Origin of the sequence: Veillonella sp., from assembly GCF_015058545.1 — a bacterium.
Classification (GTDB): domain Bacteria; phylum Bacillota; class Negativicutes; order Veillonellales; family Veillonellaceae; genus Veillonella_A.
Genome location: NZ_SVCB01000032.1, coordinates 1 through 18,346, shown reverse-complemented (window position 1 = coordinate 18,346; position 18,346 = coordinate 1). Strand labels below are relative to the sequence as shown.

17 protein-coding genes, 1 pseudogene and 1 other annotated feature are annotated in these 18,346 nt (G+C 45.9%); all 18 genes and pseudogenes read right to left on the bottom strand.

Translation table 11 applies throughout. The annotated features are described in order from the left end of the window. Nucleotides 1-103: 103 nt before the first annotated feature. Nucleotides 104-1,456: an MATE family efflux transporter gene (locus tag E7204_RS01775; RefSeq protein WP_295180988.1), complete on the bottom strand. Its 1,353-nt coding sequence runs from the start codon at nucleotides 1,454-1,456 to the stop codon at nucleotides 104-106. 12 nt (nucleotides 1,457-1,468) lie between these two features. Next, on the bottom strand, nucleotides 1,469-1,816 hold the full coding sequence (locus E7204_RS01770) for a hypothetical protein (RefSeq protein ID WP_021840498.1): 348 nt from the start codon (nucleotides 1,814-1,816) through the stop codon (nucleotides 1,469-1,471). Between the two features lie 196 nt (nucleotides 1,817-2,012). Beyond that, nucleotides 2,013-3,305, bottom strand: a complete 1,293-nt coding sequence (hemL, locus tag E7204_RS01765; protein ID WP_295180986.1) for a glutamate-1-semialdehyde 2,1-aminomutase — start codon at nucleotides 3,303-3,305, stop codon at nucleotides 2,013-2,015. Nucleotides 3,306-3,440: 135 nt separating this feature from the next. Then, nucleotides 3,441-4,415: a porphobilinogen synthase gene (gene hemB / locus E7204_RS01760; RefSeq protein ID WP_295180984.1), complete on the bottom strand. Its 975-nt coding sequence runs from the start codon at nucleotides 4,413-4,415 to the stop codon at nucleotides 3,441-3,443. 70 nt (nucleotides 4,416-4,485) lie between these two features. Further along, nucleotides 4,486-6,000, bottom strand: a complete 1,515-nt coding sequence (gene cobA / locus E7204_RS01755) for a uroporphyrinogen-III C-methyltransferase (protein WP_295180982.1) — start codon at nucleotides 5,998-6,000, stop codon at nucleotides 4,486-4,488. After that, nucleotides 5,997-6,935 carry a hydroxymethylbilane synthase gene (hemC, locus tag E7204_RS01750; protein WP_295180980.1) on the bottom strand — a complete coding sequence of 313 codons (939 nt, stop codon included), beginning with the start codon at nucleotides 6,933-6,935 and terminating at the stop codon, nucleotides 5,997-5,999. Before hemC ends, cobA begins: the two co-directional genes overlap by 4 nt. Continuing rightward, nucleotides 6,932-8,218: a glutamyl-tRNA reductase gene (gene hemA / locus E7204_RS01745; RefSeq protein ID WP_295180978.1), complete on the bottom strand. Its 1,287-nt coding sequence runs from the start codon at nucleotides 8,216-8,218 to the stop codon at nucleotides 6,932-6,934. Before hemA ends, hemC begins: the two co-directional genes overlap by 4 nt. Next, the gene (locus tag E7204_RS01740) at nucleotides 8,187-8,822 is read right to left on the bottom strand and encodes a bifunctional precorrin-2 dehydrogenase/sirohydrochlorin ferrochelatase (RefSeq protein ID WP_295180977.1); all 636 of its coding nucleotides are present in this window, start codon (nucleotides 8,820-8,822) and stop codon (nucleotides 8,187-8,189) included. Before E7204_RS01740 ends, hemA begins: the two co-directional genes overlap by 32 nt. Nucleotides 8,823-8,941: 119 nt before the next feature. Beyond that, on the bottom strand, nucleotides 8,942-9,562 hold the full coding sequence (locus E7204_RS01735; protein WP_156704329.1) for a DivIVA domain-containing protein: 621 nt from the start codon (nucleotides 9,560-9,562) through the stop codon (nucleotides 8,942-8,944). Nucleotides 9,563-9,579: 17 nt separating this feature from the next. Further along, the gene (locus tag E7204_RS01730) at nucleotides 9,580-10,365 is read right to left on the bottom strand and encodes a YlmH/Sll1252 family protein (protein ID WP_295180974.1); all 786 of its coding nucleotides are present in this window, start codon (nucleotides 10,363-10,365) and stop codon (nucleotides 9,580-9,582) included. An 8-nt stretch (nucleotides 10,366-10,373) separates the two neighbouring features. Further along, entirely contained in the window at nucleotides 10,374-11,174 is an 801-nt protein-coding gene (gene proC, locus E7204_RS01725) for a pyrroline-5-carboxylate reductase (protein ID WP_295180972.1), read from the bottom strand. A 12-nt stretch (nucleotides 11,175-11,186) separates the two neighbouring features. Beyond that, nucleotides 11,187-11,678 (bottom strand): cell division protein SepF, encoded by a 492-nt coding sequence (gene sepF / locus E7204_RS01720; protein ID WP_295180970.1) that lies wholly within the window; start codon nucleotides 11,676-11,678, stop codon nucleotides 11,187-11,189. A gap of 27 nt (nucleotides 11,679-11,705) precedes the next feature. Beyond that, a complete protein-coding gene (locus tag E7204_RS01715) occupies nucleotides 11,706-12,392 on the bottom strand; it encodes a YggS family pyridoxal phosphate-dependent enzyme (protein ID WP_021840487.1) in 687 nt (228 codons plus the stop codon). Nucleotides 12,393-12,507: 115 nt separating this feature from the next. Then, nucleotides 12,508-13,371 carry a peptidoglycan editing factor PgeF gene (gene pgeF, locus E7204_RS01710; protein ID WP_295180967.1) on the bottom strand — a complete coding sequence of 288 codons (864 nt, stop codon included), beginning with the start codon at nucleotides 13,369-13,371 and terminating at the stop codon, nucleotides 12,508-12,510. Then, nucleotides 13,355-15,103: a radical SAM protein gene (locus E7204_RS01705; protein WP_295180966.1), complete on the bottom strand. Its 1,749-nt coding sequence runs from the start codon at nucleotides 15,101-15,103 to the stop codon at nucleotides 13,355-13,357. The genes pgeF and E7204_RS01705 overlap by 17 nt, the downstream gene beginning before the upstream one ends. Before the next feature lie 226 nt (nucleotides 15,104-15,329). Next, the gene (locus tag E7204_RS01700; protein WP_295180965.1) at nucleotides 15,330-15,878 is read right to left on the bottom strand and encodes a glutathione peroxidase; all 549 of its coding nucleotides are present in this window, start codon (nucleotides 15,876-15,878) and stop codon (nucleotides 15,330-15,332) included. 222 nt (nucleotides 15,879-16,100) lie between these two features. Continuing rightward, entirely contained in the window at nucleotides 16,101-17,540 is a 1,440-nt protein-coding gene (locus tag E7204_RS01695) for a sodium:solute symporter family protein (RefSeq protein ID WP_295180963.1), read from the bottom strand. A 181-nt stretch (nucleotides 17,541-17,721) separates the two neighbouring features. Further along, nucleotides 17,722-17,931, bottom strand: a binding site (T-box leader). Nucleotides 17,932-18,214: 283 nt separating this feature from the next. Beyond that, nucleotides 18,215-18,346: pseudogene (gene tuf, locus E7204_RS01690) on the bottom strand (elongation factor Tu); the annotation flags it as partial.

Here is an 18,346-nt window from a genome sequence, read left to right as displayed (position 1 = left end):
TCTTTTTAATCGCTACTATGCTACATGCTGATTGTTTATCGACCGTATCTCATCTATGATTTCAGCTGAGTACCGGCCGACTATAAGCGTTTTTTTCAAAAAACTACGCCGCATCTTCAATCAGCTTCTTATTCTTCCATTTACCGCTGTGCCAACGCCATACGAATATGATGGCCCGCACACCTTCATCGATGGCCATGGCAATCCAGATGCCCACGAGCCCCCAATCGAGCCAAACGCCCAAGATAAAGGACAAGTTAACGGCACACAGCCACATGCCAAAGATACCTACAATCATCGGCGTCCTGATATCACCGGCCGCCTGTAAACACTGAACCATAATAATATTAACCGTTCGTCCGATTTCCAAGAATATTTCAATCAACATTATCGTCTTGCCGAGCGTAATTATCTCCTGTTCGTCCGTGAAAAAGGCAAATATATAATCACTCAACAGATAGAACGATACGGACAAGGTCAGACTGATCGCCATGCCGAGCCACATGGTATGCCACACACGGCCTGAAATCTCGTCTTCCCTGTCGGCACCGACCAAAAAGCCTACGATAATCTGCACCGCATTGGCGAGGGCAATGGTGTACATGTAGCAGAACATGGAAATAATGTAGGCATACACCTTCGTATTAATAACCATGATGCCGAAAATGTTGACCATTTTCATAATCGTCGTCTGCGATAACTGATAAGACAGCGTTTCGCCGCCGGACGGCACCCCGATGTGCAGCAACCGTTTTAACGTTTCTTTAGGGAACGGTTTTAAATAAGACCAGGACAACTTAACGTTGAGCTGGGTTTTGAATAAATAAAATACCAAGAGCAGACCTAAGCCCTTGCTCAAGGCTGTGGAAATGGATACGCCCAACACGCCCATAGACGGAATAGGGCCCCAACCGTAAATTAATACCAAGTTACTGAAAATATGTACTACGTTCATAACGAAGGCCACGCACATGGTAATAACCGGCAAGGAAAAGCCGCGGAAAGTAGCCACAAAGGCCGTATAAATCCCCGTAATCGGAATGCTCGCAGCTACAATCGTCATATAAAGACTCGTATCATCGATGATTTCTTCCGGCACGCCGAGCCACTCAAAGAGCATGCGATGGGCTACCAAAATAAACAGCGCCGCAATGGAGCTGAATACGAAGTTAAAGGCAATACTTACGGTTGTTACTTCGTTAATCTTGGTCGGATTTTTGGCACCCAAATATTGAGCAATTAAAATCGTTGTGGCCGTACTCATAACGGTAATCAGGAAGATGAAAATATTCATAATCTGATTCGCATTGGCTACGGCGGCTACCGCTTCTTGGGAATAGTGACTCATCATAAACTGGTCAATATTACCAATAAGCATTTGTAAGAATATCTCGATAAATATAGGCCAGCTTAAAGTGACAACGGATAGGCTGGCACTTTTTTTGACACTTCTCATACACTAACCTCGTTATATTTTGATTAATGCGTCGTGTTCGATCAAACATTGCCAATCGGCAACCAATCGGTATTTAGCCTGTGCTTGTGCCATATCCCAGTTCTCCCCTTCAGGGAACCAGTTGCTCGGCATACAGCCGCCCTTGGCAAAATTGATGGCATAGCCCATTTTGCGAACTTCTTTGGAAGCCCACCAAGCACCGATCGCCTCACGACCTTCTAAATAAATATTTTCCATGTGGGTGGCTTCCAACCAATGGGTAATTTCATCCCAATATTCTTTGGGAATTACACTTTTGGCCAAGCATTCTTGTAAACTCTTGCGAGCGGCCGCCACCATTTCGGGAGTCAACGTTTGCATAATTCTATCTCCTCCGTATTAGCACAAGACCCCTTCCAAATGGCAGGGGTCTAACATTTGATTATCCAATTTTTATTATAACATCGCTATAGCTACTTCGCCACTATACAATAGGATCAAAGATTTAAAACTACCATCAACTATAGGACCAAAGATTTAAAACCGCCCTCAACTATAGCAGAAGTAAGCTTCTACCCTATTTCAAAGTAGCAAAGGCTTCGTCAGCTACGGCCAAGGTATGTTCAATATCCTTAGCGGAATGTTGTGCCGACATGAAGTTGCTTTCATACTGACTTGGTGCATAGTAAATGCCATGACTCAAATTGTAATGGAAGAATTTTTTGAACGATTCCATATCACAAGCGGATGCATCCTCAAAATTAAGCACCGGTTTGTCACTGAAGAACAAGGTAAACATGGAGCCTACATATTGTACTTGTACCGGCACATTATGTTTAGCCGCCAATTCTTTAAGGCCTTGACAAAGTGTTTCGGTGGATTGATTAATCCGTTTAAATACAGTCGGATCTTGTTGCAAAATGCTAAGGGTTGCTAACCCCGCCGTTACGGCAATCGGATTACCGCTCAGCGTACCGGCCTGATAGATAGGACCGGCCGGAGCTACTTGGCTCATGATTTCACGGGAACCGCCAAACACGGCCATTGGTAAACCACCGCCAACGATTTTGCCGAGGCAAGTCAAGTCCGGTTTAATATTGTATTTCTTCTGCGCACCGCCGGAGCTGGCACGGAAGCCACACATAACTTCATCAAAAATAAGTAATGCGCCGTGAGCCTTTGTCAATTCACGAAGTGTTTCCAAGAAACCCGGAACAGGCGGTACACAGCCCATATTACCGGCTACCGGTTCTACAATAACTGCGGCAATAGCATGGCCTTCTTTTTCAAATAAAGCTTTGATCGCATCAATATCATTATATGGTACGGTCAACGTATCGGCTGCCACACCGGCCGGTACCCCCGGACTATCGGGCACACCGAAAGTGGCAAGGCCGGATCCGGCTTTTACGAGCAAGCCGTCACTGTGGCCGTGATAGCAACCGATGAATTTAACGATTTTATCGCGCCCCGTATAACCACGAGCTACGCGGAGGGCACTCATAGTCGATTCCGTACCGGAGTTAACCATGCGGAGCATTTCCATATTCGGCATGAAGGCCTGGATTTTTTTAGCCAATTCCGTTTCAAGCAAAGTTGGCGCACCATAGCTGGTACCGCGTAAAACGGCTTCTTGCAAAGCGGCTACGATTTCCGATTTGGCATGGCCAAGAATCATAGGCCCCCAAGATAATACATAGTCAATGTATTCATTGCCGTCAATATCATAGATACGGTCGCCGGAAGCAGAGCTGATGAACGGCGGTTCGGAACCCACACTGCGATACGAGCGAACCGGACTGTTTACGCCGCCCGGCATGTATGCTTTAGCTTCGTTAAAAGCTTGCTTAGATTTATCTAATGTAAACATAATCTTCTCCTTATGATACTAACGACAATGGGTATTAAAAGTCTTGTGCTCAAACGATGGATTAGGCACACATTGTGCCTAATCAGCCGCTGAACGGTGCTAACAATTATTTGCGCAACCAAAAGGTGCTGACAATTATTTGCGCAACCAACGAGCTACGTCAAGGGCATGATAAGTGATAATGATTTTAGCACCCGCCCGTTTCATGGATAACAAAGTTTCCAAAACGATGCGTTTTTCATCAACCAGGCCCTGCTGCGCGGCGGCTTTAACCATGGCGTATTCACCGCTTACATTGTAAACAGCCAATGGGTAATCAAAATTATCGCGGGCTTCACGCACGATATCGAGATACGAAAGAGCCGGTTTAATCATGATGATATCGGCACCTTCACGAATGTCGAGTTCGATTTCACGCATCGCTTCGAGGCGATTAGCTTCGTCCATCTGATAACCTTTGCGGTCGCCGAATTCCGGTGTGGAATGAACCGCATCACGGAACGGCCCATAGTAAGCGCTGGCGTATTTGGCAGCATAGCTCATGATGGATACGTTGGTAAAACCGGCGTCATCAAGAGCTTCACGAATTACGGCTACACGGCCGTCCATCATATCCGACGGAGCCACCATATGAGCGCCTGCTTCCGCATGGCTTACGGCTACTTTTGCCAGCAACGGCAAGGTTTCGTCATTCAATACTTCGTGGTTTTCAACACAGCCGCAATGACCGGTGCTGGTGTACTGACATAAGCATACATCAGATACCACGATGAGTTCCGGTACTTCTTTGCGAATCGCTTTGATAGCTTGTTGTACCGGTTGTTCCATATCCCAAGCGGATGAACCTTGTTCATCTTTATAGGTTGGCAAGCCGAAAATTTCTACACCCAAAATACCAAGGGCATGTGCTTCTTTAGCCACTTTTACCGCTTCGTCAACGGATAAGTGATATTGTCCCGGTAACGATGTAATTTCTTCCTTAACGCCGGTGCCCGGTACAATAAACAACGGGTAAATCATATCTTCTACGTTGAGTGTTGTTTCACGAACCAAAGCTCGCATGGCCGGTGTTGTCCGCAAACGGCGCGGACGATAGGTTAAGTCTAACATTATTCATCGTCTCCTTTATTTATGTAGGTACTACCTTTTTATTGTAGTACGATTTTTTAAAACTAGCCAGTTATTTATTCACATCTGCTTTAATCATGTCTACCATGGCCGGAATGGTGAAAGTGTCACCGATTAAATCCGGTTGAATGCCATGTTCCACGCAAGTAGCGGCCGTAATTGGTCCGATGCAGGCAACACGGGCTTTTTTAATCAATTCGGCACCGTCTTTACCCAGCATGGACAACGTGTTGGTTACCGTTGAAGAACTGGTAAACGTAATATAATCGGCTTCGCCGTTAGCTAATGTGTCGCGCAATGCATCAGCTTGCGAATCGTCTAACACGGTTTCGTATAAACGAGCTACGGTCACGTCGGCACCGGCATCTTTAAGGCCTTCCGGAATGACTTTGCGAGCCACTTTCGGCTGAATCAATAACGCTTTGTCGCCTTTTTCAAGGATTGGTGCCAATGCTTTCACAACGGATTCGCCCTTGTAGTCACTAGGAATAATATCGGCTAAGAGGCCTTTGTCATGCAAGGCTTTCGCCGTAGCACTGCCGATGGCACAAATTTGAGCGGCGCCCAATACACGGCTGTCTTTGCCCAAAGTTTCCAAGGCTTTGAAGAAATAACGAACTCCTTCGGCTGAAGTGAAAACAACCGTTTTATACGCGCCCGCATTAAGAATTGCTGTTTTTTCAGCATCCCCAATCGGTAACGCTTGCGTTTTAATGGCCGCTGCTTCAATGACATTGGCGCCCAGTTCTTCAAGTTTTTCACTTAGAACGCTGGCTTTCGAACGAGCACGGGTAACGAGTACGGTTTTGCCAAAAAGCGGCTTATTATCAAACCAACGAAGTGAGTCGCGCAGGCTTACGACATTGCCTACCGTAATAATGGACGGTGGCTTAATGCCCGCTTTCTTCACATCGTCCGCCACATGTTCCAAGGTGGAAATCAGGGTCTGCTGAACCGGTTTGGTGCCCCAGCGAATAACGGCAACCGGTGTATCTTTAGGACGACCGTATTGCATGAGTTTTTGCGAGATCATCGGCAAATTGCCAACGCCCATAACGAAGCTGATGGTATCAACGGCGGTAGCTAACCCTTCCCAGTTGATGCCGGATTCGTTTTTAGTCGGATCCTCATGACCCGTCACGATGGCAAAAGAAGTTGCCATAGCGCGCTGCGTCACGGGGATACCGGCATAGGCCGGTGCGGAAATACCGGATGTTACGCCCGGTACGAATTCAAACGGCACACCTGCTTTGGCAAGTTCCAACGCTTCTTCACCGCCGCGACCGAAAATGAGCGGATCCCCACCCTTTAAGCGCGCCACGATTTTACCTTCTTTGCCGTATTTAACAAGCAATTCATTGATTTCGTATTGATGCAAGGTATGATGTTTGCACTGTTTACCTGCATAAATGAGCTCTGCATCGGGACGGGCCCAACGCAATAAATGTTCATCCGCTAAATAGTCATACACGATGACATCCGCTTTTTCAATGCATTCGCGACCTTTTACCGTGATTAATTTATAATCCCCGGGACCTGCCCCGATTAAGTACACCATACCCGTCATTGAATTACACCCTCCTGAATCAACTCTTCGATGATATGTTTGCCGCCTTCTTCGTATAAAGCTTTGGCTAAGTTACGGCCGATAATGTCAGCCGTTTTCTTAGGCCCCGTCAATTCCCCTTCATAACAGTTTTTACCGTCAAGGGAGGAAATGATGGCCTTCAACGTTAACTGGCCCTTGTGAATCGTACCGTGCACCCCCATTGGAACTTGGCAACCACCTTGCAATTGGCGCAAGAAGCTGCGTTCACCGCGGGTACACCACATGGTATCTTCGTCATTAAGTTTTGCCAGCATGTCGAGCATTTCCTTGTCGTCGCTGCGACATTCGATAGCCAACGCCCCTTGGCCTACAGCGGGAATCAATTCATCGGCAGTAAAAACTTGCGTAATTTGATCTGCCAGGCCTAAGCGTTTGAGACCGGCCTGCGCCAACACGATGGCATCAAAATTTTCTTCTTCCAATTTGCGAAGTCTGGTCTGCACATTGCCACGCAATACACTAATTTGTAAATCGGGACGATGATGTAAAAGCTGGGCCTGACGACGCAAGCTGCTGGTCCCCACTTTAGCGCCCTGAGGTAATTGATCGAGGGTCTTATATTTTGGTGAAACCAACGCATCACAAGGTGTTTCACGTTTTGTAATAGCGCCCAAGGTCAAGCCTTCCGGCAAATCCGTAGGCATATCTTTTAAGCTGTGAACAGCAATATCAATGGAGCCTTCGCGCATGGATGCTTCCAATTCTTCCGTGAAAAGGCCTTTACCGCCGATAGCGGCCAACGGTTTTTCTAAAATACGGTCACCCTTGGTGCTGTGGTGAACAAGTTCCACTTCACAACCGGGGAACAGACGTTTTAGCTCAGAGCCGACAAATTCAGCCTGCCATAAGGCCAAAGCACTGCTGCGCGTGCCTATACGAATTACATTTCTCATAAGGATTTACGCTCCTTTTCTAAGTCAAACATATCACGGAACAATTTCCAGTAATCATTTTCTTCGTCTTTACCGGCCACTTCGCCAAAGCGAATCATTGGATCACGCAACAATTTACGCACAATCATGCGTGACATATTGTCCATAATTTTACGAAGGCGGTCGTCCGCATCCGGCAATTTAGCCAACGCGCGGTGTAATTCGCGTTTGCGGGTACGCTCCGCTTTATCACTTAAAAGAACCATCATAGGGCGTACGGAAAGATAGCCCAATTTATCTTCAATTTCATCAATGGCTTCCGCAATAATCGGTTTCGCTTTTTCCGCTTCCAATTCGCGCTGATGTTTATTTTCTTCTACAACGCTTTCCAAAGAATCGATGTTGAATAAATACACATCTTCGATTTGTGATACATCTGGGTCAATATCACGCGGCACGGCAATATCAATCATAACGATTGGATTACCTTGACGATTAGCCGCAATTTTAGCCGCTTCTTCAGGACCGATTATATAATGCGGTGCGCCCGTAGAAGTAATTAAAATATCCGCCTCTTTAGCTTGATCGATGAAGCTGTCAAAGGAAATCGCCTGACCACCGAAACGTTTCGCCAAGGCTTCCGCTTTATGGTAAGTACGGTTAGATACGAAGATACTCTTAACGCCTTTAGACTGTAAATGAGTTGCTGTAAGCTCACTCATTTCACCGGCACCTAACACAAGTACTTTTGCTTCCGACATCGGTTTCGTGAGGCAGTCTTCTGCCAAGTTAACCGCCGCATAACTTACGGAAACCGGCGTATTGGCAATACCCGTAACAGTGCGCACTTTTTTGCCCACACTAATAGCACGTTGGAAAATAATGTTAAAAATAGGACCGGTCAAGCCACGACTGTAGGCCGTAATATAAGCCATCTTAAGTTGGCTCAAAATCTGACCTTCCCCCAGTACCAACGAATCAAGGCTGGATGCCACGTTAAATAAATGCGCCAACATATCGCGGCCTTCATACATGAAGAACCAATCGTTGTCAGCCTCCATGTCTTCGACGCCTTTTAAATGCTGTAATAACTGAAGCATGAACTGTTTCGGATTTTCCACATCTTCCAATACCGCATACAATTCCGTACGGTTACAAGTAGATAAGAGGACACATTCCGCTACTTGTTCATGCTCATACACATGATTAATAGCTTCGCTTATCTCTGTTTTATCAAAAGAAAATACTTCACGCACGTTTACCGGTGCGCTTCTATGATTTAAACCTAATACGATTAATTTCATCGCTCAATATATCCTCCACACATTTCCAATCACCCTCTATTATCTTAATCAACTCTTTTTGACCTAAATGTTTTTGCCAAAATTCTTCCCGTTCCGCCGGTGTCTTCAAAAGGTCGCGTACTGTTTTACGCATCTTTCTCAAAGCCGGCAACATCTCGGCTACGGCCTCATAGCGGTTAGCCAAATCTTGTTTAATTAATCGACTTAAACGAGGACTTACCCGTCCGGTAAAGATGGCAAACTCTAAATCTCCCACGGTTACCGTCGCCGGAAAGGTAAAATCGCAATCGCTGCGATCATCCGCCCTGTTCACCAAGGCCCCTAAGGCTCTGGCCTTCTTAGCACACATTGCATTGAGCTCACTGTCGCTCGTTGCCAACAACACAAAATCTGCCGCCAAATCAACAGATTCATCAAAAGCTCTTTTTTGCCAAACTAATTGATTCTGAGCGGCCCATTCGGCTATGTTAGCCGTTACTTCGGGACTTACTACGGTTACTTTGGCGCCTTCTTGAAGGAACAGACCGATTCTTCGCTCAGCTACGGCACCGCCGCCGATAACGAGACAACGTTGACCGGTCAGTCGTAAGGCCATTGTAATCATATTGCCTCACTTTCTCAAAACATCTTTTAGAACTTCATTTTATCTTTTTTATGAAATTCTTTCATATGTTCTTTATATCAAAATCGGCTTGATATAAATCAAGCCGATTAACACTCTATTTATTTATTATCTTCGCTTGTTTCCGTGGACGCTGCTTCTTCAGCCTGTTCCACAGCCGCCTGAGCCGCCAATACATCCTCGGCTACGCCGGCATTACTATGAATTGTTGAATTGTCTTCGGCCGCTGCCGCAATTACTTCATCGATATTAACTTTCTCAAGTTGTACTTTGCTGTCACCTAACACATAGCCATCCACCATTTGCATTTGCGAGTTCAAAAGGGATTCCATACGCGCTTTGAAAACAGCTACTTCATTGCGGATTACCGCATATTTTTCACAGCCTTCACGCAATTGACGTTCCGCTTCAGCTATGATTTGACGGCGTTGTTGTTCCGCTTCCTGAATGATGAGATCTGCTTCTTTACGAGCGGAGTTTTTAACATTTTCGCCCGTTTCCTGAGCCAATACCAAAGCATCATTCATAGTCGCTTCCATTTTTTCGTATTGAGCAATGCGTTTTTCGAGTTGCTCAATTTTATCAGTCATTTCACGATTATCGCGATATAAGGTTTCATAATCATGAACCAATTCGGCCATAAACGCGTTAACCGCTTCCTTGTCGTACCCACGAAAGCCTGTTTCAAACTCTTTATTGTGAATATCCATTGGTGTAATCATACAGCTTACCTCCTAATTTACATGAATCGTTTGAGATAGACACCGATGCGCCCCTTGCGAGAGGTGCCGGTAATTTCCTCAATTTTCATTCGTCCACGACCTCGAAGCGATATAATATCTCCTTCTTTGACTTCTTGTGCCGGTCCCTTGGCCGGTTGCCAGTTTACTTGCACAAGTCCCGCATTGATTGAACTAACCACTTTGGTGCGGGATACGCTGAATCCGGAAGAAGCTACCGCATCCAGCCGCAAAGAAGCAACCGTGGTTCGTATTTCTTTAATTTTTTCTTCTTTCGGTTGGATTTCGGCTATATCCATATCCTCCACCGAAACGGACACCATGGCGATTTTTGTAAAATTCTGTTTCACATAGTCCGCCATTGCAGCATCCACTATTAATTGAGCACCACCGGTTTGCATAATAATATCACCGAAATTGGTGCGCTCAATGCCAAGCCCCATGAGCGAGCCCAACACATCACGATGAGTAAGCAAACGGAAACGCGGATCCCATGACACTTTTAAGGCTTTAATGCCTAAATCTACGGTGCCTTGAAAATCGGCTTCTACGAATGCTACGCGAATGCGCTCGGCTCCTTCATAGCCACCGCCGAATTCTACCTTAAGTTGCGGTAAATTCGCTTTAATTGCGTCGGCAATCACAAGTCCTGCCGGCGACATAAACTCGGTCACCCGATATGGCTTGCCCGCCACCACTTGCTCGGCTAAGTCGAGCATGCGGCGAGCTTCTTCGCCACTACCGGATGCTTCAAAATATCGAATTAATTTTTCTTTATCTTTCACAAATCCTCCTAATGCTTGCCAAGTTCCAAAGAGCGTTCATAACATGCCACAACACCCTCTTGCAAGGCGGAGCGAAGGCCTTCTTTTTCCATTTTGGCAATGCCTGCAATCGTCGTACCGCCCGGAGACGTTACTTGATCGCGCAATACCGCCGGATGATTCCCCGTTTCGAGTGCCATTTTACCGGCACCGAACAAAGTATACGCAGCCGCTTTAATGGCCACTTTACGGGTCAATCCCAACCGCACGCCCGCATCAGCCAAAGCATCCATGATAACGAATGCATAGCCCGGGCCGGATCCGGAAATCGCCGTCAACCGTTCCAAATCGGCTTCGGAACAAACGACGGCTTCACCGATGGCCCCAAATAAGGCACTCAGTTCAGCCGTAACGGTTTCATTGCCTTTACTGCCTGCCGTAAGCGCCGTCAAGCCGGCTCCCACCGCCACAGGTGTATTCGGCATAGCACGATACCATACGGCCTGCGGAATCGCCGCTTCCAAAGTACTAAGGGTTACGCCTGCCGCCACGGACAAACAAGTTGTCCCGGCCGGCAAGATTTTGAATTGCGGCAATACTTCAGGCAATACTTGCGGTTTGACTGCCCAAATGACAGTTTTAACATCCTTTATATCAGGCAATTCAGTGCCTGCATTGACGTTTAATTCTTCACGCAATGCGTGGGCACTGGCTTCAGTTTTTACTAATACATATACAGCTTGGGGCTCAACCAAGCGATTAGCTAAGGCACCACGCAAAATGGCACCGCCCATCGCACCGGCTCCAATGAATAAAATTTGGCCTGCCATGCTGACCTCCTATTATAATTGAGGTTCTTTCCAGGTGAATTGATCCGACATGTCGTTATAGCTCTTGTCGTTATAATCAACTGTTACATTTACGGGTACACAAATAAAAATATCTTTACCGATTTTTTCCAATTTGCCGTCTAAAGCAAAGGTGGCGCCGCTCACAAAATCAACAATGCGCGCCGATTCATGAGGGTCGGTTTTTTCAAAATTAATTACTACGGGACGCATATCGCGAAGTTCGTTAGTAATACGTTCGGAATCTTCAAATACTGTTGGTTCGACAATGACTACTTTCATTGAATTAGGACGTTGGGCCACGGTGTTATATCCTCCTGTTTTTGCGGGACGAAATGCTGAACTTGTTGTGTTGGTCTGCGGTGCCGTCTGCGGAACCGGCTCATCATAATCAGGACCTGGATTTTCCGTGTATTCATCTTCATCATATACGTCATGGTCATTACCAAAAAACATTTGCTTAATACTATTCCAACTTAAACTCATTAATAAACCCTCCTACAACGCGCTATTTTAATCATATACTCGGTTACCAAAAATTGCGGTGCCAACGCGAATCATATTCGCGCCTTCTCCCAAAGCCACTTCAAAGTCATGGGTCATTCCCATGGACAAATATTCAATCTGTCCTTCCGGGAATTGGGATTTCATATCCTCATATAATGCATGGGCTACTCGAAAAATAGGACGAGCCTCTTCAGGATCTTCGAAAAAAGGTGCCATGCACATCAATCCTTTGACTCTTACATTCGGCAATGTCTTCGCATAATCGCGCACTTCCGGAAAGTCCTCTACTGTCAACCCGGACTTACTTGCTTCCCGAGCCACATTGACTTGCAGCAAAACATCTTGTATTTTGCCACATTTAGCGGCCACTTTATTTATCTCATCCAGTAGCTTACTGCTATCTACAGAGTGTATTAAGGAAAACAATGGAACAGCTTGTCGCACTTTGTTCATTTGCAAATGACCAATCAAGTGCCATTCCAGCTCCGGTCCATTGTAAGTCAACAACTTCTCCTTCGCTTCCTGTACCCGATTTTCTCCCACTGTGCGGACGCCTAATTGCGCCACCGTTTCCACTGCTGATACAGGATGATTTTTTGTCACAGCTATGAGCGTCACTCGGTCAGTGCGACCTGCTTTCGCCATGGCATCAGCCATCCGCTTTTGCACAGCTTCCAACGCGTCTTTTATCATAGCTTACCCCCTTATGCACCAGCATACGCTCGTTAGTGCATGTAAAAAATACTTTCATGCGATAATATTATATAATAAATAAGCTAAAATGCCAATGAAAATATGAGTAAATCAGTCATTTCTTCTGTTTTCTAAGCATTGCAAATAATGCCATCCGACCGGTTTTACCAAACTCACGACGATAGGAATAACAACCGGCCGCCGTCATGCTATCTGTAGAAGACACGGTAATCTGTTGTAAAGGTACGCCGATTTGGCGTAAATCCTGCACAATAAACTGCTGTAAATTAACATGCGGCGTCTGAATTCCCTTGTCTGCCCGATAGCGATAACCGACAATCTGATCCGGAATATAGGATGCTTTGCGAAAGGTTTCTGCCAGTTCTTCACTCACTTCAAAGGAATCATAATGAATGGACGGACCGAGGTAGACATGACAGTCTTGCGGCCGTGTACCGTAGGCATGCCCCATCGCTTCCATGGTCAAAATCGGCACATGACCAATCGTCCCGCGCCAACCGGCGTGAATCACCGCGACGGCATGGTGGTTCGGATCATACACCAAAACGGGCACACAGTCGGCTACCAAGAGGAGTAACGGTACTTCTTCCAAACGGGTAAAAATAGCGTCACTGTTCGGGATGGCTTTGTCCATCTGAAACGCACCGGCTCCGATGTCAGCCTCCGTCACTTCGGAAATCTCCGTGCCGTGTACCTGCTGCGCACAGGTCAAAAGTTCAGGCCCCACGCGCAAATGCTTGGCCAAACGGCGCCGATTTTCCCAAACAGCTTCAATATCATCGCCCACATGAAGCCCTAAATTAAACGAGTCAAAAGGCTTCTTAGATACACCGCCAAAACGTCTCGTTACGCCGTGCATCAGTGGAAAACCCGTCAATGAGGCAGCTGCTTCAAACTCAAAGGGACGTCCCGGAAAACCGCCACCTTCGCGAATTACGGTTCTATTCTGTCGTGCCATAATCACACCCCGTTTCATTACAAACCCCGCAGCGCCTACAGCCCGCTTGGCAAGGCGCTGTATATGTTTCCGTCAAACTTCGTTGCCACTCAGTCGCCAAGTAGCCTTCGGCCAATTGCATGTCCAGCATGTCCCAAGGGAGCGGCTCAGTTAATTCTCTGCCTCTATATAAAGCTTCATCCATATCATAATCAAATTCACGACAAGCGTTTTTGAAAGCTTTCGCGCCGCCATTTTCAGCGGCATAGGCAATAATCTCACCCAAGCGGCGATCACCGCGGGCCAACACACCTTGAATATAGGCTTCTTTCGGCGATTCCACGAGCACTTCAATGCGTCGGTTCTTGCTGAGCGCTTTCTTGATTGAATTCAGCTTCTTCGTAACTTCTTTTTGATTCGCCATGGGCATCCATTGAAACGGTGTAAACGGCTTCGGTATAAACGGATTAACACTCAAGGTCAAACGCCCTTTACACCCTGCATCCTGCATGTAGCCGAACACGTCATTGGCCATGGTAACAATGGCTTCAATATCTTCATCCGTCTCTGTAGGCAAGCCAACCATGATATAGAGCCGAATATGGGGAATGCCCGCCTTCGCCGCTAACGTCACAGCCTTACGCATATCCTCATTGGAAATACCTTTATTAATAACACGGCGCAACCTATCGCTGCCCGCTTCCGGTGCTATGGTAATCGTCTGCTGACCACTGGCGGCTAGTCCATCCACTACGGCTTGCGTCAACGAATCGGCCCTTAAGGAGGCGCAGGAATAGCGCAGCCCTTTCGAACGAATATAATTCACCAACTCATCGATATCAGGATAGTCGGAAATAGCGGCGCCCATGAGTCCCACTTTCTTGTTTAACTCAGCCGCCCTATCTACGCCGGCTTTTAATAAATCAAGTTTACGCAAACGCGGTGTGCGATAGCAATAACCGGCCATGCAGAAGCGACAATGTCGCCCGCAACCACGGGCTACTTCGACGATGTACATAGCACCGAATTCCGTATAATCCGTGGCGATTACGGTTTCACCCACTGATTCCAACTGACGCCAGTGACGCGTAATGCGAGGCATAGGATCTTTGTAACCGGCAAAATCACCGTTTTCATCATATTGCGGCTCATAAAACGCCGGCACATACACTCCTTGTAGTCGGCTTAGATTTTTTAAAATATCGGCGCGCGACTCATTATTTAAACGGCCCGTTTCGATAACGCTTAGCATTTTAGAAATGAGTTCTTCCCCTTCACCGATGAGGAACGCATCAATAAAATCCGATAAAGGCTCCGGATTAAACGTGGCGCAGGGACCGCCGGCAATGACGATTGGATCGCGTTCAATACGATGGATTCGCTTCACCGGCACACGGCCCAATCTCAAAAGCTTCGGAATATTAAAATAATCCATCTCAAAGGTAATATCGATACCGATAACATCGCATTCATTGAGCGGCCTTTGCGTCTCCACACTCATGAGGGGCAAACGATGTTTTTCATAGTCCCGCAGCTCCGACGGTGCAGGCATAAAATACCGTTCACCACAACTTCGTTCACGCAAATTTACTTCTTCATATATAATCTGCAACCCCAAATTACTCATCCCTACGAAATACGTATTTGGATAGACTAAACCGACTTTAAACGGCTTATGAGGATTGCTCTCTACACGGCTTACTTCATTGGCTCTAAGCGATTGTAAGCCATTTAGTATTTCATTTCTTGTCACGGCGCAACCTCCTCGAGCAAAACACATCTTAATTATTAATTATAGCACGAAACAAGCGAGTAGATAAAATAAAAGGAGCCCTCACGGTATTATCCGGAACGCTCCTTACTATGTTGTCTATGCGATTAATCTGTCAAAATATTTTGTCAGAATTATATTGTCAGTGATTCTTATATTTTTGTAATATCAATATAACTGATTTTTAGCGCTCTTAATAGGCCTGCAATTATTTTTCATCCAATGCTTTTTCAATAGCTTCTGTCATAGCCGAAGGTTCTACAGTCGGTTCGAAACGACCGATAACCTCGCCTTTGCGATTAATCAAGAACTTAGTGAAGTTCCATTTAACGGAAACGTCGCCCATAAACTCAGGGTGATTTTCATTCAAATAAGCATTTAACATTTCAGCTTTTTCACCGGTAAAACCTTTGAACACTTGCTGGGATGTCAAATAGGTAAACAACGGAATTTCACCTTTACCGCGAACCACAGATTTGCCCATAACAGGGAAGGTTACACCATAGTTCAATTTGCAAAAGCTCTGCACTTCTTCATTCGTGCCCGGCTCCTCTTCCGCAAATTCATTAGACGGAACGGCAATTACGCTAAATCCCTGAGCCTTATATGATTCATACAATGCTTGTAAACCTTCATACTGTGGCGTAAAACCACATTTGCTGGCCGTATTGGCAATCACCAACACCTGACCTTCAAATTCTTTTAAACTAACTTCTTTACCTGCTTTATCCAATACACTGTAATCATATACGCTCATGACGGCCTCCTGTTATATTAAATACTTTTTCTTTATATTCCATTTTAAAATATCTCGTTTATATTGCTTTCGATAATTAAATTGTATACAATTATTTAATTGTTGTCAACTAGATTTTATACAATTCAATTTAACCTAAAAAATATGTGATTGAAATCTTTTCCCATCGACTCCAATCACATATTAAATATTTAACCCTTACTGTTTTTAAGAAATCTAATTTTAATTCAAGGAATTAACCATGCCTTCTTCCGCTGTTTCCCCTTCCAGCGCGGCGTCGGTTTTAATGGCTTGGTGACTTACTAAAGTACAAACGCCGAAGGTAATGCTACACACAATCCACTCCAAATAGATTACATGCGGCACGATACGTACGGCCGGTACGAAATTCCAAGCGAGCAATGTTACTACAGCCGCCACCAAAGTGTAGAACGCGCCGATACGACTACAATATTTTGGTGCGAACAAGGTCATCAAGACGATAACCGCGAAGGCTGCCATGAGGCTTAAGCCCTGCATCAAGGTAGCGATGATACCGCTGATTGTCAAGGCGAAGATGAATGTCAAAAGGCCCATGACTACGATGGCTACTTTAGTAATGAAAGTATAACGTTCATCTGTTACATTCGGATTGATAAACCGCTTGTAAATATCCTGGGAGAATAATGTACCGGAACTTAAGAGTAAGTTACAAGCAGTGCTCACATCGGCGGACCACAAAGCGGCTAAGGTCAAACCGGCGAGCAAGGGATGCAAGGACACGATTAATTTTGGCAACGCCAAGGCCGGTGCTAAACCGGGATATAATTCAGCGGCAATCACGCCCAAGTAGGCACTGATGAAACCAATCGGTAACATGATAAGACCGCCGAGGATGAACCCTTTACGGGCAATACCTACTGTTTTAGCGCCTAAGGAAATTTGAATAATACTTTGCAAGGAAAGATTAACCGTAATCAAGGTAACGATCCAAGTTAAAATCGTCATGCCCCCAACGCCGTCCACTAAATCGAACATGTGCGGCATTGGTGCTTGCGCCTCAATGGCTGCCGTACCGCCCATCATGACTACAGCCATGTACGCGGCGGCGGAAATGCCGATATATTTAAGGGTAACATTCAACAAGTTGGAAATACTGGCCGACCACATGCCGCCCATCATGGTAACACCGATGAATACGATGGCACTCATAATCATACCCGTGGTTACGGTGAAAACATCCGGTAGTAACGCTGCCAAAATTGTGCCGCCTGCCACATATTGCAAGCTCATGACACAAAGCTGCACCAAAATCTGAATTACGATGCCGGCGATGCGGCTTTTCTTATCATAATAGCGTTCCAACATTTCCGGCACCGTCGTAATCTGCAAACGGCGATACCGTTTAGCTACCGTAAGTCCCATCACAATGGCACCAAGGCCCCAAGCGGCGGTGTACCAACCGGCGGAAATACCTTTTACATAGGCTTGTTCCGCTACACCGATGGTAGACGCCCCGCCTACCGCAAGACCTACGATAGAAACGGTAATGAGCGGTGTCGTCATGCGCCGACCGGCGAGCACATAATTTTCCGCCTTCCCCGTCGTGAGGCGGCGCGATGCCCAAGAAATCACGAAGAGTAATACCACATACAGCCCTACAATCACAGTTGAAATAGTCATTTAAATCGCTCCTCTCTCTGGTGATTGGGGCATATCACCGGCCCGTCCGCCTTTTTCTCAAAGCATCATATTGGCAAAATCGCCAACTATGAAATAAAAAATCGCCCCTAAAAAGGGACGATGACGAATCGCGGTACCACCCTCATTGACGATTTCGGAGTATAAAAAAAGAGGGTAGTACCCAAGGGACGGAATATCCGCGGTACCACCCTCATTATCTCGAATCGACCAACTCATAGTTCTTCTAACGACAACCACGCCGGCGCAGCCTACTTAATTCAGCCTTGCAGTTCGGAAAGGAACTTCACACTGTAATCACTGCCGTTTTACACCAACCAACGGCTCTCTGCGCATGCCTTACAGGGCTACTTTCTTTCGTCATAACTTTTACGTCGCTTCCTGCTTTCGAGCTCCGCAATTATCTTGCCGGCTCTACTAAGCATTCTGCTTTTTTAAATTGAAATCATTATACGAGAAAACATTTGTCCATGTCAAGAAAAATTTTGTTTTTTCTAAATTTTTTTGAAAAATTTCTTTTAAAAATTTCTCAGCAATGTTTCGCCTTATACGCGCGAGATTTAATATCATGACCAATATAATAACAAGAACCAAAAATGCCGCCCGGATAAACCGAGCGGCATCTTATTAGTTTGTATCAGTGTAGAAGTCTGAAATTAGCCTTCGATAATTTCAGTAACAACACCGGCGCCTACTGTGTGGCCACCTTCACGAATCGCAAAACGAAGACCTGCTTCGATAGCGATTGGAGTGATCAATTCAATAGTCATAGTGATGTTATCACCAGG

What these genes read in the sequence shown, in the direction of transcription:
- E7204_RS01775 (WP_295180988.1), bottom strand. Translation starts at nt 1,456, where the DNA reads ATGAGAAGTGTCAAAAAAAGTGCCAGCCTATCCGTTGTCACTTTAAGC.
- E7204_RS01770 (WP_021840498.1), bottom strand. Translation starts at nt 1,816, where the DNA reads ATGCAAACGTTGACTCCCGAAATGGTGGCGGCCGCTCGCAAGAGTTTA.
- hemL (WP_295180986.1), bottom strand. Translation starts at nt 3,305, where the DNA reads ATGTTTACATTAGATAAATCTAAGCAAGCTTTTAACGAAGCTAAAGCA.
- hemB (WP_295180984.1), bottom strand. Translation starts at nt 4,415, where the DNA reads ATGTTAGACTTAACCTATCGTCCGCGCCGTTTGCGGACAACACCGGCC.
- cobA (WP_295180982.1), bottom strand. Translation starts at nt 6,000, where the DNA reads ATGACGGGTATGGTGTACTTAATCGGGGCAGGTCCCGGGGATTATAAA.
- hemC (WP_295180980.1), bottom strand. Translation starts at nt 6,935, where the DNA reads ATGAGAAATGTAATTCGTATAGGCACGCGCAGCAGTGCTTTGGCCTTA.
- hemA (WP_295180978.1), bottom strand. Translation starts at nt 8,218, where the DNA reads ATGAAATTAATCGTATTAGGTTTAAATCATAGAAGCGCACCGGTAAAC.
- E7204_RS01740 (WP_295180977.1), bottom strand. Translation starts at nt 8,822, where the DNA reads ATGATTACAATGGCCTTACGACTGACCGGTCAACGTTGTCTCGTTATC.
- E7204_RS01735 (WP_156704329.1), bottom strand. Translation starts at nt 9,562, where the DNA reads ATGATTACACCAATGGATATTCACAATAAAGAGTTTGAAACAGGCTTT.
- proC (WP_295180972.1), bottom strand. Translation starts at nt 11,174, where the DNA reads ATGGCAGGCCAAATTTTATTCATTGGAGCCGGTGCGATGGGCGGTGCC.
- sepF (WP_295180970.1), bottom strand. Translation starts at nt 11,678, where the DNA reads ATGAGTTTAAGTTGGAATAGTATTAAGCAAATGTTTTTTGGTAATGAC.
- E7204_RS01715 (WP_021840487.1), bottom strand. Translation starts at nt 12,392, where the DNA reads ATGATAAAAGACGCGTTGGAAGCTGTGCAAAAGCGGATGGCTGATGCC.
- pgeF (WP_295180967.1), bottom strand. Translation starts at nt 13,371, where the DNA reads ATGGCACGACAGAATAGAACCGTAATTCGCGAAGGTGGCGGTTTTCCG.
- E7204_RS01700 (WP_295180965.1), bottom strand. Translation starts at nt 15,878, where the DNA reads ATGAGCGTATATGATTACAGTGTATTGGATAAAGCAGGTAAAGAAGTT.
- E7204_RS01695 (WP_295180963.1), bottom strand. Translation starts at nt 17,540, where the DNA reads ATGACTATTTCAACTGTGATTGTAGGGCTGTATGTGGTATTACTCTTC.